At 30.8% G+C, this 15467-nt stretch carries 18 protein-coding genes; 2 read left to right on the top strand and 16 right to left on the bottom strand.

Annotated features, from left to right (window positions below):
• From E1I69_RS22155 to E1I69_RS22145, 3 genes are all read right to left on the bottom strand, one after another.
• The coding region (locus tag E1I69_RS22155) for a TnsD family Tn7-like transposition protein (protein WP_161974964.1) at window positions 1–1708 on the bottom strand (1708 nt) is incomplete at its 3' end.
• Window positions 1709–2009: 301 nt separating this feature from the next.
• Entirely contained in the window at window positions 2010–2918 is a 909-nt protein-coding gene (locus E1I69_RS22150; protein WP_136381704.1) for an exonuclease domain-containing protein, read from the bottom strand.
• A 142-nt stretch (window positions 2919–3060) separates the two neighbouring features.
• Window positions 3061–3393 carry a hypothetical protein gene (locus tag E1I69_RS22145; protein ID WP_242634675.1) on the bottom strand — a complete coding sequence of 111 codons (333 nt, stop codon included), beginning with the start codon at window positions 3391–3393 and terminating at the stop codon, window positions 3061–3063.
• A gap of 370 nt (window positions 3394–3763) precedes the next feature.
• Here E1I69_RS22145 and E1I69_RS22140 point away from each other — a divergent pair, with 370 nt between their 5' ends.
• Entirely contained in the window at window positions 3764–4228 is a 465-nt protein-coding gene (locus E1I69_RS22140; protein WP_136381703.1) for a hypothetical protein, read from the top strand.
• Window positions 4229–4326: 98 nt separating this feature from the next.
• On the opposite strand, the gene E1I69_RS24765 is transcribed toward E1I69_RS22140, so the two are convergent.
• From E1I69_RS24765 to E1I69_RS22080, 13 genes are all read right to left on the bottom strand, one after another.
• Complete coding sequence (locus E1I69_RS24765; protein WP_165439185.1) at window positions 4327–4479, bottom strand: hypothetical protein; 153 nt, start codon at window positions 4477–4479, stop codon at window positions 4327–4329.
• A 234-nt stretch (window positions 4480–4713) separates the two neighbouring features.
• On the bottom strand, window positions 4714–5814 hold the full coding sequence (locus E1I69_RS22135; RefSeq protein ID WP_136381702.1) for a hypothetical protein: 1101 nt from the start codon (window positions 5812–5814) through the stop codon (window positions 4714–4716).
• 1 nt (window position 5815) lies between these two features.
• Complete coding sequence (locus tag E1I69_RS22130) at window positions 5816–6343, bottom strand: sigma-70 family RNA polymerase sigma factor (protein ID WP_136381701.1); 528 nt, start codon at window positions 6341–6343, stop codon at window positions 5816–5818.
• Window positions 6344–6527: 184 nt separating this feature from the next.
• Window positions 6528–7403, bottom strand: coding sequence for a zf-HC2 domain-containing protein (locus E1I69_RS22125; RefSeq protein ID WP_136381700.1), 876 nt, complete (start codon window positions 7401–7403; stop codon window positions 6528–6530).
• The gene (locus tag E1I69_RS22120) at window positions 7393–7881 is read right to left on the bottom strand and encodes an RNA polymerase sigma factor (protein WP_136381699.1); all 489 of its coding nucleotides are present in this window, start codon (window positions 7879–7881) and stop codon (window positions 7393–7395) included. The genes E1I69_RS22125 and E1I69_RS22120 overlap by 11 nt, the downstream gene beginning before the upstream one ends.
• Window positions 7882–8149: 268 nt before the next feature.
• The gene (locus tag E1I69_RS22115; protein ID WP_136381698.1) at window positions 8150–8653 is read right to left on the bottom strand and encodes a hypothetical protein; all 504 of its coding nucleotides are present in this window, start codon (window positions 8651–8653) and stop codon (window positions 8150–8152) included.
• On the bottom strand, window positions 8643–9179 hold the full coding sequence (locus E1I69_RS22110; protein WP_165439184.1) for a sigma-70 family RNA polymerase sigma factor: 537 nt from the start codon (window positions 9177–9179) through the stop codon (window positions 8643–8645). Before E1I69_RS22110 ends, E1I69_RS22115 begins: the two co-directional genes overlap by 11 nt.
• Before the next feature lie 224 nt (window positions 9180–9403).
• Window positions 9404–9976 carry a hypothetical protein gene (locus E1I69_RS22105; RefSeq protein ID WP_136381697.1) on the bottom strand — a complete coding sequence of 191 codons (573 nt, stop codon included), beginning with the start codon at window positions 9974–9976 and terminating at the stop codon, window positions 9404–9406.
• Between the two features lie 191 nt (window positions 9977–10167).
• Entirely contained in the window at window positions 10168–10500 is a 333-nt protein-coding gene (locus E1I69_RS22100; RefSeq protein WP_136381696.1) for a DnaJ family domain-containing protein, read from the bottom strand.
• A gap of 40 nt (window positions 10501–10540) precedes the next feature.
• Window positions 10541–11764, bottom strand: coding sequence for an MFS transporter (locus E1I69_RS22095; RefSeq protein WP_136381695.1), 1224 nt, complete (start codon window positions 11762–11764; stop codon window positions 10541–10543).
• 288 nt (window positions 11765–12052) lie between these two features.
• Window positions 12053–12790, bottom strand: coding sequence for a permease prefix domain 1-containing protein (locus E1I69_RS22090; protein ID WP_136381694.1), 738 nt, complete (start codon window positions 12788–12790; stop codon window positions 12053–12055).
• A 131-nt stretch (window positions 12791–12921) separates the two neighbouring features.
• A complete protein-coding gene (locus tag E1I69_RS24865; protein ID WP_207308600.1) occupies window positions 12922–13671 on the bottom strand; it encodes a permease prefix domain 1-containing protein in 750 nt (249 codons plus the stop codon).
• Window positions 13671–14009, bottom strand: a complete 339-nt coding sequence (locus tag E1I69_RS22080) for a PadR family transcriptional regulator (RefSeq protein WP_136381693.1) — start codon at window positions 14007–14009, stop codon at window positions 13671–13673. Before E1I69_RS22080 ends, E1I69_RS24865 begins: the two co-directional genes overlap by 1 nt.
• 334 nt (window positions 14010–14343) lie before the next feature.
• Between E1I69_RS22080 and E1I69_RS22075 the strand changes: the two genes are divergently transcribed.
• Window positions 14344–14601 carry a hypothetical protein gene (locus tag E1I69_RS22075; protein WP_136381692.1) on the top strand — a complete coding sequence of 86 codons (258 nt, stop codon included), beginning with the start codon at window positions 14344–14346 and terminating at the stop codon, window positions 14599–14601.
• Window positions 14602–15467: the final 866 nt, after the last annotated feature.

Raw genomic sequence — 15467 nt, 5'->3', positions numbered from 1 at the left:
AGATGTGTATAAGAGACAGTTGTTCGTCTGTCTCAACAACAGTTTTGATAAATTTTGTTGAATTCGGAATCTTATCCTCTTTACCTAATATAAGATGTGGTTTTAATGTTTTATTTGCAATCCCTGTCTTAGTAATTTTTATTGGTTTTTCTTTGTCGCCTAACTTCCATTCCCCAATAATTCCCTTAATTTCAATAAGTAAATCGCTATCCCGCTGTTGCCAGTCAATCCTTTCATTTTTAATAATTATCCTATTTTTAATTTTTATTGAAACCTCGCTTAACCATTGATTATCATATCTATATAACCACATATAAACTGTATTATTTAATCCCCTAAGCTGTTTAACTGACATACCTGGATTACTCACAATTAAACTCTTCCAAATTTCTCTATTTTTATTTAGTTTGATTGAATTGGTTTTTTTTTCTTGAACATTCTCAGTATTTATTAACAACAATTGACTTTTCACTGTTCTAGAATCTACCCCTAGCTTTAAAGCAACTTTCCTTATAGATAGTCCTTCCTTTGTAAGCGAAAGTAATTTATCTTTCCATAATGGTCCAAACTTTATAATTCTCCCTCTTTTAAACTGGTCATTTTCATTCTTATCGGGCCCACTTCTTGAGTATACAAACCCGCAGCTACAGCCAAATGTACCTACAGGCATCTTAGTTTTCGAGCCAGTTGTAATACTTGCTTTCCTGATAACCTTTTTTCTATAAAGTTTATGTGCTGGGTTCAAACAAGGCCAAGGACCATTTCCAAAAGGTAAGAATTGATGTTTTTTATTATAGAAATTTTTTAGCCCACCATTTAACAACATTATTATTAAGATGTGCCTTATGGGATGAAATACTTTTCTATGCTTCCTAACGATCGAAGCTAGCCAGTTATTGCTTTGATCATTAATATTTGATTCCATTAATGTTAAGAATTCCTCATTGAAATATTGTGAAAACAATTCTTTCCATTCTTTCTGATTCACTCTACCATTAATTGATGCAATTTTTTTCTCCTTTAGTAAAGAAATATAATTATCCCTATAAAAATTATAATCCGGAACAATAACCTTATTATTTAAAAGCCACTGTGCTTCTTGTGAAAATGTATTAAGTTCTTCTAATGTTTCATCTAAATAAACAGGTTCATTAGAGTAATCAAATATATCTGTTGATGCTAAAAGAAATTCGTGCTGATTAGTTTCATACAATTGTTTATCTAACTTTGTTAATGGATGTTTATGTTTTGGACAAACTAAAACACTCGGGATTTGGTGAACTCGGTGCCAATAGGTTTCGCCATACTGTTCGTCATCTTCAAGCATACATATACGACAATGTTTTAAATATCGAAAATTAGTAATCGAACTTGCATTTATTCCAATAGAAGTATTTAATTCGCTTCTTTTACTTGCTATCATATCAATCTCCATTTTTCGAACTCTATCTTGTGGAATAAAGGCTGAATAAAATGGAAAGGTAGTATGATTATATATAATATCTTCTGCCGAAAGTCCGATTTGTGGAATTCTATTTAATAATGTTTCAATACCTGATGTAAATTCAGGATTTGACCTTCTTGCCGTTTCTCCGTATAAATCCTGAATAGTATGTTTGTAATTCAGGTTGCCAGAATACATATTATATCTGGCTATTAAACTATATAAGGTTTCTTCAGGATAAGGGTAAGGAAAAGTTGATAGCATATCATCACCTATTATTAAAAGATATGTAATATATTTTCCATTAGGAAACATTTTATACATACCAAATACTTAGGATTACAACTTTCACCAACAGATGTAATTTCTTTTATTCTATAAAAAGATTTTTATCCATACGTCAAATCCCTATTGACTTTTTCCCTCATCAATCCTGTCACCTCACAATTTGCCCTGCTTCTTAAACTGTATTGAACCATTACTTCTCTCAATTTTAGTAATTTTTTATTTCATAGTAAAAACGCCTGGAAAAATCACTACATCCAAGCGTTTTCGTACTTCCACCTTATAACATCTTCATAAAATCTTCTTCGCTAACAATCTCCAATTCTTTTCCTTCCCTAATCATTTTTTCAGCTTTTTCCAACTTTGAAGATTTATTTCCTTTAATCATTACATCATCAAAATTACCAAGGATAATAAAGTTAGTTTCCTTAGTAATCCCATTTTGGGGCTTTCCGCCTTTAGCAGCAACCAATTGTGCAGCTTCTTTGCGTGTAAAAACATTTAATTTTCCAGTAAAAACTATATTTTTATTGAAAAACGGATTAGTTGTATCAGCATCTTCAGAAACCTCAATTTCGGATAAATCAAATTTCTGTTTCTTTTTACTTACTAATGAAGAGCGAAATTTTTCCGGGGAAAGAATTCCCGGCCGGATTCTGGTTTTTTCAAATAAAGACTCTAAATCTTCTAACTCATTTTCTTCAATAAGCTTACTCATCAATTCTGCACACGCTCTAGCATCAGCTAAAGCGTGATGATGATTATACAGGTCAATTCCGTAATATTGGCAAAGGGACTTAATCGAATAACTTGATTGTCCAATTAATAATCTTTTTGATAATTGATATGTACAAAGTAATTGGTTGTTACAAGGCTGTATTTGATATTTTGATAGATTATCCCGTAGAGCATATCCATCAAATGCTAGATAATGGGCAACCATTAGTTGATTATCAATTTTATCCTTAATAGAGTTATAAAAAACATTAAATGTCGGGGCATCTTTTACATTATTAGGTGTTATATTATTTATACCTATATTGAACTCGTCAAATTCTTCTTCCGGATTAATTAGTTGGTAAATGGAGTCAACAATTTTTCCGTCTTTCACGAAGACCATTCCTACTGAACAAATACTATGTCGGCTGCTATTCGCTGTTTCAAAATCGAAAGCAATAAAGTTTTTCATTATGACGATACTCCTTTATCGATAATATCTCGTGTAATAAGGATAAGTATTGTAGCCACGTTCATCTGGATCTTCTTTATAGTGATGAATGAGTGACGATACCTTATCTTCCAATTCATCCTTTGTTTCTGTGAAACAACTTCTACCGTACCCTATGAACCTCCATACATATACTCTTTTTTTGTATTTCATTATTATGATCAACATATCTTTCATAGTCGTAGGAAACATACCCAACACGATTTCCTATATGCCATAACTCGTAGGTTTGTAAGTTTTTTAAACTTTTATATTCCGATAGTTCCTTAGTTAAATATTTATATTTCCTCACACCATTATCAAACAAGAAAATCAAAGCATCCTCTTGTTTTTCAAACCACTCCAGGGTGTCGTCATCAACTTCAGCAAGATATTTCAGCTCAATGGGACGATTCGGATTAGGAGTGTTAATAAAATAGACTTTTCCTTCTTTCAAATAAATCTCCCCCTGCATATGGGATTTTTTTACTATATATCCTTAATTATATAAATAGTTTGTAAATTTGAATACAAAAACAAACCGGCATCCAAAGATTCTGGATTATGAATTTTAATGATGTTCAACTTTTTTATTATCCTTCTTAAGTTAACGCACCAGTTAATTCAATAAGCATTTTATAAATCTCTATCTATTAGCTGATTTTTTATCAATAAAAAGAAACCCAAGATGTATAATAACGGGTTTCAAGTATCATATAAAATTCAGTGTTAACATATTTTTCCAATCCCCACTCAAAAAACTATACATTAATTTGTAAAAATAAGGTAATAATAATCTCGATTTAATATTTTAGGAGGAATGAAAAATGAAACATATTTTTTTGGCTATAATGAGTGTTCTTACTATTGTAAGTAGCTCCCTTTCGGTAAGTGCTGCTTCAATAAAGGAACTACCAGTAACCCAATCCTCTAACCAGTGGAAAGTAACTATCGGAAAAGCTGAGACGGAAAAATTAAAAGAGGAGAAGGATGTTTTCAATCTATATAGTATTGATATTAAAAACATCGGTGATAAGGTATACGATCTAACTTTCGAAGTATATCGTGATGAGCCTAGTACCAAGACTATGTTTGGACTTAGCGAAGTAACGTCAATAGACCAGGACTTCTATCATCATAGTAACCAACCAGTATCGATTAATGCCAAGCAAATTGAAGTCATTGTTACTTGGAGAGAAAAACCGTATGAACAGCTAAATGATGGCAAAAAGGTTCCTGGACGGAAATTTAAAGAATCATTTGTATTTTATCAAGAAACTTTTTCTCTTTAAAGATGTAGTTGTTTTTCAACTAACTGCATCTTTAGTTTAATAATTTCTAAAAAAACGCATTATTCCTTCTTGGATCAACGCACCCGTTAGCTTAATATTCAGTTATTTGATACCCTTCTTTTTTTTAATGAGATCACCAGTGCTAAAACAAATAAAATTACAGAAATTAATACAGTTGTTCCCGAAGCAATAGGTGTTAAAAATCCTAAAATCAATAGAATAATTCCCAATACAATTAAGCCGACAACCATTAAAATTCCTCCTATTAGGTATTATCAATATCTACTTTAATATTAACATTGGTTACCCTTTTAATGGATGAAACTGAAATATTTTATTGAACTAACCTGCCCCGTTAGTTAAATAACTTCAACAAAAAGGTGCATTAATCCTTCTTGGATCAACGCACCATTAGTTGAATAAGAAAAAGAATTGCCCCAACCCTCCATTGTTCTTAGATTTATAACCATTCTCAATAAGGGTGTTTAATTAAAGTGATTTATTATTTCCTTTAAATTATCTATCGTATAATTTCCTTGAAAGGTAATTTCATAGTAAAATTCACCTTTCCTTCCTAATAAAAAGAAATCATTATAATTCTTGTCCTCAAAATATTCCCATTCAATCCCATTTAAACTGAACGATTCAACAATCACTGGTTTAAACCATTCTTCTAATCGAACATCCTTCTTTTCCACAAGTCGAGAATTTGATGGGGCTAAGTCTGACTGATATTCACTGATAAAGAGTCCGTTTCCATTAATATCTGTGTAAATCAACTCAACTCCTGGCCCACTTTCTTGTAGATAAGAAACTAAGAATAAAGTATATTTATCTTTAAGTGTTTCAAAACCTAATAATTCTGGTATTAGTTTTTTTATATTATTAAAAGCTATTTCCGTTTCTTCAGGATCACCCTTAGCGTTAATTATTCCTATTGAATCAACTTGCTCAACAGGCTCTTCTTTTTTAAATAGAATATACCCTGGTTTATTTGTATTGTTTTCATAGATAACCCCTTTTCCCGCAATGTATTCTTCTGAATCGTATCCAACCACAGAATAGATTGGGCCAGGTGGAATTTCATTTGAATCCCCAGATTTTTTTATATTCCAGTCACCTATTCTCTTAACTTCTCCTACTTTTTTATCAAGCTCCTCTTCTGATATTACTTTTTCTGTTTTCTTGTAAAAGTAATTATTAAAAATAATATAAGGAAAACTCATTGTAGGATCGTTTACACTAATATCCTTTTGGGTATCATTGTTTTCATTTTCTGTTTCTGTAGTAGTTTCTATTTCTAATCCTTCATTATTGTTTGAAGAGTTCTCATATTCATTTGTATGTTCAGTTGGTACTACTGCATTATTTTCATTTATTTCGATGAATGTATATGTTCCAATTCCTATTGAGATTAAAGTTAAAACAACATACGAAATAAGTGGCTTAATAAAGTTCATATGCTTTCTCTTGGAAGTTTTATCTATCTCCTGTAAAACTTTTACTTTTGAGAATTTACTAAAAGTAGTACCTGAGTAGACTGTCTTATCAAGAATTATTTTTAAATTATTCAGCTTATCATCCACGCTACTCCACCTCACGATATTTTAATTGTAGTAAACTTTTAGCTCTTTTTAACCTTGACTTGATTGTTTCGCTATTTAATCCTGTTAAATCGTGAATCTCTCTTATTTTAAGTTGTTCATAATAATAAAGAATAATGACCTCTCGATATTTTAATGGTAATGAATAAACACTTTCAGCCAATTCGATTTCTGCACTTTTTTTTAAGACTTCTTCCTCGACTGAAAAAGTTGATTTAAAATATGAAATGAATCCAAAAAATTCCGTTTTGGCAAACCATTTGTTTTTAAGTACATCTTTACATTTGTTAATTGTAATTCTATATATCCAAGTTTTGTAAGAACTGTCTCCTCTAAAGTCATCCAACTTACTGTAACAAATAAGAAAAACATCTTGTGCTATATCTTCAGATGTATCCCAATTTTTCACATAAGAATATGCTAATCGTTTTACACTATCCCCATATTCATCCATTAAATATTTAAGTAGTTCTCTCTTGTTACTCTCTTGTTCCTCCGTTTGTATATTCATTTTTTGTCCCCCAAAATTTTATAAATCTAATCTTTAGACGATTTAAAAATAAAAATGTTGCAAAAAAAGATTCTTCTTTTCGAAGAATCAACATTTAATCTATATATGCTTTCAAATAGAATGGACTACATTTTTCTTCAACTAACCTGCCCCGTTAATTTAAGTAAGGCTAGAACCCAAAGTATTATCCCATTAGGTCTTTAAGACGTTTATTTTGCCTCCTAAAAAATATCCAAAACATCAAAAGGATTATAAATAAAGTAAATAATAATATTGGTGTCTGAAATATACTCCAAGTGCTTGGTCCGTAATAAGTTAATTGGTGATGTCTCTCAATAGTTCTTTCATACGAACTCTTATATTCATATTGAATAACCCACCGTTTTTTTGCCATCACAACGGTTCCTAAATCATAACCACTAGGAGTAATAGTCTCATTATTCCTAAGTATCCCCTCGTTGCCAATAACGACGGTAGCTTTATTGTATTCAATCGGATATATTGTTGTAGGTTTCTGTTTCACAGCAGCATTTTCCTTTAGCCAGTCTTCTATATCTTTCGCTGGAAAAACAGCTAATAAATTTAGTTTTTCATTATACTTTTTAAAAATGGTAATAAGTTGTTTTTCTTCTTTATCAGTAAGTTCAGTTGAGGATTCCAGTATATGAAATACATCATCAATAATGGCTTCTTTTTCTTGGTCCACTACTTCTAACTCAGTTACTTCTTCATTATGTTCGCTATACTTCATAATCGATTGAGTTAGAAAAATGAATCCAAAAACGAAGGAGAAGAGTGCTGCTATAAATAAATAATTCGTCAGTTTCTTTTGTCCTTTGAAGAAACTGGATACTTTGTTAAACGGTCTTTTCACCTCCACTTTATACACTTCATCTATCTTATTGGGCAAATCGACATCATTTTTCATATCCTCTAATACTTCTCTGCATTTATTACAAAAATTCAAATGTTCCTCAATAAAATTTATACTATCTTGGCTGCACAAATGATCAATATAAGATGGTAGTAAATCTCTCACTATATTGCATTTATTGTCCATTACTATCCTTACTCCTTTCCCTTAATTTCATCTTAGCCCTATAAAATGTAACTCTTGCCCAGTTTTCATTTTTCATCTGAATTTCTCCTATTTCTTTGAAACTTAGACCACCTAAGATTCTCAAAAATAACATCTCTTTATACGGTTCTTCAAGTAAATGTATTATTCGAAATAGAGCAATTTTGTCTTCCGAATGAATAAGTTCAGCTTCAGGAGAAGTATGTATTGAGTTAACTTGAGCAATATCACTTTGCTGTTTTTTATTACGTTCCAGGTACTTATAATAAGAGTGCTTCGCTATTTGACAAAGCCAAACTGACATTTTACATTCACCATTATATCTATCAATTGATTTTACAGCTTGATAGAAGGTTTCTTGTGTTAGTTCTTCAGATAAATCTGCGTTGTGACAAAGACACATTAGATATTTGAAAACTTCTTCAGCATAATTACTATATATCTCATCTAATTCTCCCAAGCCTCTTCCTCCTTTCGTCTATATATCCGATTAAATCTATTTTCGTTACAAAAATTTATAATTTTTTTCAACTTTTCTTATTGGCAATAGAAAACCGCCAAACAAAATGGCGGCTAAGTTATTATAATTCAACATTAGTATTAAGTTTACCTGCAATTTAACTAAACTGCCCCGTTAGTTAAATACTTTCAACAAAAAGGTGCCTTAATCCTTCTTGGATCAACGCACCCGTTAGCTTAACAAGCAACTAAGCCATTATACTAGATTCTTATTTATTAGCTTCTGCTTTTTTTACATACGCTTGTAATTTTTCTTGTATTTCGTTGAGTCTTTTTTCTTCCTCCTCATTAGGTGATTTTCGATTTTCTAAATTCATTTGTTTAACAATCTCAAATTGCTCTTTCGAAAGCTGTGTCAAGTCAGCAAATTCCTCTTCTGTTAGTTGATCTTCGATGAATGAAAGGTCCTGTTCAAGTCCTACTAGACTTTCTTCACTTTCCCCTTCGAAATTATTCATTAATTCTTCCTTAGACCCAAATACTTTATTGATAAGGGAATCAGCAGCATCGGCTATGTAAGACCCTCCAAAAGTTAATGTCGCACCGATTAAAATAACTGAAGCAATCAAGTTTAAAATCCACTTAGGGTAATGATTATTCTTATTATGTTTCATCTTATCCTCAGCTTGGTTTACCCCTATTTCAATCCTTTGTTGAATCTTTTCTCTCGGAATTTTCAATTCTTGTATTTCCTCTTTTAGTTTATTTTCCACAAATATCATCCTCCTTTATTTCTAAACGCATTTTCTGTAATGCACGGTACAAAATGGATTTTATTGTACCTAACGGAATATCCATTATGTCAGAAATTTCTTTAAATGTATGATTGAAATAATACTTCAAAAGAACAATGCTTTTTTCTCTTTCATTTAATTTATTTATTACTTCTTTAAGCGTGATCGACAAAGGAATATCACCGTCTTCAGTACCAATAAATTCTGTATATTCTGGTTTTAAGTGAATGACATTTTTTTTCTTCCTTAGTAAATCAATCGCAGCATTAATAGTTATTTTCATCAACCACGTTTTTAAGAACTGGGGGCTTTTTAACGATTTGATTTTACTAAATGAGCGAAAGGCAGTTTCTTGAACAATATCAAGTGCATCATCTTGATTTTTTGTGTAAATCAATGCCGTTCGATAAATGTCATCTTGGTACTCTTCGATTAACTTTATAAATGCTTGTCTGTCACCACTTTGAGCCTTCTTCACTAATTCCTTGATAATTATCACCTCCATTTTTTCTATCTCTTTATAGACGGGCATCTCCCTAATTTGGCTTAAATAATTTCAAAAAAGTTTATTTTTCTCCTAATAGTTTAAAGCAAAAAAAATGGCGGCTATTCAGCCCTCTAAAAGTTAAATTCTTGAACTAAACTGCTCCGTTAGTAGAATAAGTTCAACAAAAATAAGCGATAATCCTTCTTGGACTACCGCACCCGTTAGCTTAATAAACATTACTGTTATTGTAATGGATTTTTCTTTTCGCTTGGATAATCAATTGAATTAGCTATTTCAACTAATACTTCAGGAGTAACCTTATCAGAAATCCTTTTATCAATACTAAGTATGTATTGCCAATTATCTCTTTCAAAGACTAATGCACCAAAACTTTTATACTCCATATATTTTGCTTCATTTCCGTTCTTTAGTTTAAACACTTTAAAAATGTACTTATCCTTTATTGGAATTTTATGATTAACAGGTCGAACATTTATTTTGTAATGATTTTCAGGTGATTCATCACTTATAAACTTCAATTCAAAAGAATCGTTTATGTCGCCATCTAAATCACTAAACCTTCCAAAATAATGAGTAAAGTTTATAGGTGGGATCCTTAGAGGTAGTTTTAAGTCTTGTTTGAAATGTTGCTCAAATTCTTTTACAGCTTCTTCAACCGTCTTATAACCAATTTCAGGATATATTTCCTCTAAAGGTTGAGGCTTATCGTTTGTAATTGCATATACCGTTCCATTATTTATCCCACAAATTAAGATACTGAAAAGAAGCATTAAAAAAAAGAAACTTTTCTTCATTTACATCACCCTAAATTATATTTAGGTATATTTTCACCAACCAACAACCAACTATTCTTTTTCCACTAAACTGCCTCGTTAGTACAATAACTTCAACAAAAATAATCGATAATCCTTCTTTGGATCATCGCACCCGTTTAGTTTAATCATCCCTTTTTCTTAATGTCGTTGACGGTTACACAAAATAGGATTCACCAAATTCTTTTCGCTTTTTCAAGGTCATCTAGGGAAATTAAATATTTTTGCATTTGACTAGGACATATTTTGTTATGTCTTTTTATTTTCTCATTAATTTCTTCAACGTCCTGTTGTGTTTTACAAGAATGTACTAATTGAGCAATCTCTTTCTGTAATTTTAACCAAGGTGGTAAATATCCAGATTCCTTTGCTATTTTTTGAAAGTGCTGATATGTGTCCATTTGTAAGTAATCTTTAGATATTGGTTTACCTTTCGCTTTAACGTTATCTTTTTCCCCAGAACTTGCTAAAATATCTCCGATTAAATCATTATATTTTCTATCCATAATATGACCTCCAGATTTTATTTTCGCAACATTGTTTCTCTTAAGTACTTACTGCTTTACCATCTTCAATAAAATAATGAGCTTTGGTTGGTATTAATACTGATATAAGTAGGACCAGAGCAAATAAAGTTCCTACAATAGAAAAAGAAAGACATACAAGTTGCAAAGAGAACCATTCAGCGAAGAATCCTAAGATTAGTGTAAATCCAATTTGGATTATTCCTTGTAACATATCTGCTATACTTCCAAACCTTCCCATAATATCAACCGGCACATTATTTTGAAAAAAGGTTGCATATCCTGTGTTAGCAAATGTCATAAAGAAACCTAAAAATATAAACGCAGCGGTAGCTGTTATAAAGTTATATGAAGAGTAAAAGAATACATAACCAATTGATGTTAGAAACATCCCTGCACCTATGTAGATTTTTAGTGGTACTTTCTTCGCTAGTATTGCAGATATAAAAGCACCTGTTATTGCACCTATTCCTGTTATACTAACAATTAATCCGTAATCACGATCAGATAATAGAAGGATTTGTTTTATGAATGTAACTTCTTGTGAATCTAATGCAAATCCAATTAACATTGCAGCTTGAAATATTAAGTAAATTAAAATGAAAAACTTAGCATTCATAGTAAACTCTCTTACTGCTTTCCAATCATTCATAAGAGTTTGCCAACGTATTGGACCTCGCACACTATTTACATTCTCATCCACGTTAGGAAGAAGATAAATGAAGAACGCACAGATAATAAAAGTAATTGCATTAATTACGATACACAGCTCTGTACCGAAATACATAATTAAAATTCCAGCAATTGCTGGACCTATCAGAAATGCACCTGAATTTGTCATACTCATAATGGAATTAAATCTTTTTCGGTTTTCTGTAGGTATTAATTTTGTTATGTATACAGATGAACTTGGTCCGAAGAAAGCTCCAACCATATTAACTAATAGTAAAATGAAATAAATAAGCCAAAGTGTTCCGATAAAAGGAATTATGAATACCAATAACCCTCTTATAATATCTATAAATATCATTAGTCTTCTTTTGTTTACTCGATCAATTACACTACCTGACCAGGTATTTGTAATTAAAATTGCGATAGGTCTAATAATATAAAGTCCCGCAACAGCCGCAGCAGATCCTGTCAAATTTAAAATTGAAATATTAAGTGCAATCAAATATATCCAATTCCCTAAAAATGAAATACCAATTCCAGATATTAGAAGAATAGGATTCTTCCAACTTCCCATTTACTCACCCATTCCTTCCACTTCTTTCCACTCGTTTAATAATACCATTTAGTGTAAGCGAAAAAACACATATATAGGAATTTTCTAAAATTTTATTGCGGTGCAATATCTTATTGAAGTAACCTGCCCCGTTAGCTTAATAACTTCAACAAAAAAGTGTATTAATCCTTCTTGGATCAACGCACCCGTTACTCCAATAAAAAAATGTATTTCCTCTTATATCGAAACACAAGCGTTTGTGAAATACCTTATCTAAGGATTGTTTGTCTTATTTGAGAAAGCCGACCTCTAATTTGTGATTAGCTTTAAAAACTTCATTCCGTCTCTTAAACAAGTATTTCTTCTTCTATGATAAACATTTATGATAGCCCATATAAGGAAAAGGATTCCAAAACAAGCGACACCCAAAAAGAGTGTAAGAGATCCAATGTCACGATAATCGAGAACTTCAATTTCTACAAAACTTTCTCCATCGCCACTTCCATAGTACAAATCACTATACACCAGTGAAAAGGTTTGATTAGTGCCTTTATCTAATTTATACACAGGGTTGTCTCTATCTTCATTTAGATAAACATTCATTTTTTTAATATAACTTGCATCATTTAATGATATTTCAATTTTCTCCTCTGTTGATTCTGATACTTCTGGATCACTTTCAATCATATTTCCTATTGCATAAGCAATTTCGGATTGCTCCATTGTTCGTTCATTTCCAATATTTAAAAAATACCCAAATACGGTAGCGGAAAGGAGTAAAATGGCTATACCTATATAAAGCAGCACTTTGCTAAATACTTTTTGAGTTCTAAATAATTCGCTAATAACTGAACGCATTTCTGATTCTTTTCCAAATCGTTCTATGGCAATTTGAACCGCCTTTTGTTCAGATTTGCCTTCTGCTTTTAATTCATAAACAGCTTCTAGTAAATGACTTTTCATTTCTGCTTTTAAATCTTGTATTTCTTTTTTATTTCCACTTGCATTTTTGTAAAGTTCATCAACATATACTTCTAATTGCTTCATAAGTTTTCTCCCCCTTCAATAAATGTATCAATAATTTTTTTGCAAATTCCCATCCCTTACGCTTTTCTTTTAAAGCGTGAGTTTATAATATTTTCTTCCCTCCTACTAAAACATAAATCAAATAGCCTATTTCATTTAATAAAGGCATTTAACATCTTTCTATTTGTCTTAATTTTTAAGAAAGTTGAAGTTAACCCAAGCACAGCAAAAGCAATAAATAGACCAATTGGAATCGAGTAAAAGTTGTCCAAAGTTGAAATTTGATGATAACCAGCAACCATATAATAGTTTTCATATGGGTCTTTTATATCCATCCAAACGTATTCAGTAGAACCTTTGATTGATGAATCTCCAGATTCAACGGCTACTTCCCAGTTTTTTATTATTTCTTGCTTTGGTACACCTTTCCCTGGTTCAGGATTTTTATATATAACAAAGTATTCAATTTCTTTTGTTGCTTCAACAATTGAGATTATTTTTTTATTATTCTCTTCTGAAAATGTACCATCACTCAACATTGAAAAAACACTATTTATTGTTTGGTCTATCTTATGAAGTCTATTTTGATTGTTGTTTTCATTCCAGATCAATCCTATCAAAACAATTAAACCTAAAACCAGAGCAACAATAGATGTTCGAAATAAGTTTTTAATGACATTGTTTTGGGTTTTAAATAATGTGAATAATCCTTTTGTAATTTGTTTTTCATCTCCAAAGCGACTAATAGCAATATCTATCGCTTCTTTTTCTGATTTTCCCTCTGCTTTTAATTCTGATACAGCTTCTAATAAATGTGAACGCATTTCTTGTTTTAACTCAATTGCTTCTTTCCCTTTAACATCTGAATATATCAAATTAACAAATTCATCTATTTGTTTCACTACTTTTCTCCCCCTTCTAAAAATGAATCAATTATTGTTTTTACGAATTGCCATTCCTTACGCTTTTCTTCAAAACCCTTTTCACCTAAAGACGTGAGTTTATAATATTTTCTTCTTCCACCTGGACCTTGTTCATCACCCCAATAAGAAGAAATCCATTTATTTTTTTCTAATCGTTTTAAAGACAAATAAAGCGTTCCTTCTTTTAATTCAAATTGGTTTTCGCTTTTTTCACGAACTAATTTTGCTAATTCATAGCCATACATATCTCTCATATGTAAAACCGATAGAATCAATGTATCAATATGACCTTTCAAAACTTCTTTGTTTACTTCCAATTTTGTCCACCTCCTTAATCTAATATATTTTATACTACTTAATAATGCAAGGTATTATTTTAAAAAATATTATTTCTTCTATAACTAATCTTCCCCTTTAGTTTAATAACTTCAACAAAAAAGTGCTTTAACCCTTCTTGGTTCAACGCACCCGTTTGTTTAACCTAAGAGCGTAAACTCTGAGCATTTTTTATATGTTAGATTATTGAACTAAAGCTACCGTTACTTGAGTGTGATAAATTTTTAGTAATAGTGATGTTTTTTACAGATTCCCGTTATAGACTTTCGATATATTTAGAATGTAAGTGATTACAAAATTAGGAGAGTTGTTTTAATGTTCCGTTTAGAGTTCGTTAATTGTTTTACCCAGGAGGTACTACGACACGCTCAGTATGAGGACAAAGACAAGGATTATGTAAATGAGATGTTAGGTACACTTAGAAGTGTAAAGGAAGATATGATAATATTTGATAATGCTATGAATCCTTTTACTGCACTTTATTTAACACATTTAGTTGCTCGTGAAAATGATGTAAAGACTTATAGGGTGTTTTTCAAGGTTAAGCAGTCTAATAAGGTAGTGCGATCATAGAAGAGGTTGTCCAAGAACATAAACTTGTTCTTTACTAATGCCTCGTTTTGAAGATGAGCCATCACGTTTATATGCTTTTCGATCTATTACCTTGTATTTAGAAAGATAGTCTCAACCATTTCCTCATTCTTATTAATGTCAGGAACTTCCCCTTCAATAATATAAACTTGTTTTTTCATAAAAGATTCCTATCCGTTTATTCAATTACTACCTTACTTTATCAAATTTATCGTTAACTGTATAAAGTTAAATATTGTGGATATTATAATTATGACTAGTGTTGCTAATGTGATCATTACTGATCATTATTGGTTACAAACAAGAACATCCACCATTTTTTTTGGTAGGATGTTTTTGCTTTAATTAGATTTAATTAGTACAACTTTTTTGATCTGAATTTTTCTGAGGTTTGAAGTTATTTGTATCTAATAATGTTTAAGAGTATATTCTCAACTCGATGGTGTATATGTATTAATATTTATTATCTTTATTTTTCAAAAAAGTATAAATGAACTCATTTAAAATTGTTAATCTTTTATTAGTCTCTTCCTTACTTGCTCCGGCAGAGACCATTAATATATCATTAACAATACTTTGTACTATTTTAGTATTTGTTTTATATAAATGTAGTAGATTAAATTCCAATGGAAAATTAGTTTCTGTTAATAAATCTTTCCAATTATTTATTTTCCATCTGACCTTAGAATTTGAGGCTATAGTTTTTTTTCTTCTATTTTCCAATTGTTCTAAGGCATATAAATAAGAATCTTGTAACCGTCAAGTAGTTTTGAACACATTTTGCTAATTAATTTTGAACACTATCCTTACTAAAAATGGTACTGCGATGCTTTATTCTATAGCTGTCA

The sequence above is a fragment of the Bacillus timonensis genome (assembly GCF_004799755.1).
Classification (GTDB): domain Bacteria; phylum Bacillota; class Bacilli; order Bacillales; family Bacillaceae_L; genus Ferdinandcohnia; species Ferdinandcohnia timonensis_A.
The sequence above is the reverse complement of the archived record's forward strand: the minus strand, read 5'-3'. Positions and strand labels throughout refer to the sequence as shown.

Coding starts and splice junctions, on each gene's coding strand:
- E1I69_RS22100 (WP_136381696.1), bottom strand. CDS start 10,500: ATGGATAGAAAATATAATGATTTAATCGGAGATATTTTAGCAAGTTCT.
- E1I69_RS22075 (WP_136381692.1), top strand. CDS start 14,344: ATGTTCCGTTTAGAGTTCGTTAATTGTTTTACCCAGGAGGTACTACGA.
- E1I69_RS22105 (WP_136381697.1), bottom strand. CDS start 9,976: ATGAAGAAAAGTTTCTTTTTTTTAATGCTTCTTTTCAGTATCTTAATT.
- E1I69_RS22130 (WP_136381701.1), bottom strand. CDS start 6,343: ATGAATATACAAACGGAGGAACAAGAGAGTAACAAGAGAGAACTACTT.
- E1I69_RS22140 (WP_136381703.1), top strand. CDS start 3,764: ATGAAACATATTTTTTTGGCTATAATGAGTGTTCTTACTATTGTAAGT.
- E1I69_RS22095 (WP_136381695.1), bottom strand. CDS start 11,764: ATGGGAAGTTGGAAGAATCCTATTCTTCTAATATCTGGAATTGGTATT.
- E1I69_RS22125 (WP_136381700.1), bottom strand. CDS start 7,403: ATGGACAATAAATGCAATATAGTGAGAGATTTACTACCATCTTATATT.
- E1I69_RS22090 (WP_136381694.1), bottom strand. CDS start 12,790: ATGAAGCAATTAGAAGTATATGTTGATGAACTTTACAAAAATGCAAGT.
- E1I69_RS22150 (WP_136381704.1), bottom strand. CDS start 2,918: ATGAAAAACTTTATTGCTTTCGATTTTGAAACAGCGAATAGCAGCCGA.
- E1I69_RS24765 (WP_165439185.1), bottom strand. CDS start 4,479: ATGGTTGTCGGCTTAATTGTATTGGGAATTATTCTATTGATTTTAGGA.
- E1I69_RS22110 (WP_165439184.1), bottom strand. CDS start 9,179: ATGGAGGTGATAATTATCAAGGAATTAGTGAAGAAGGCTCAAAGTGGT.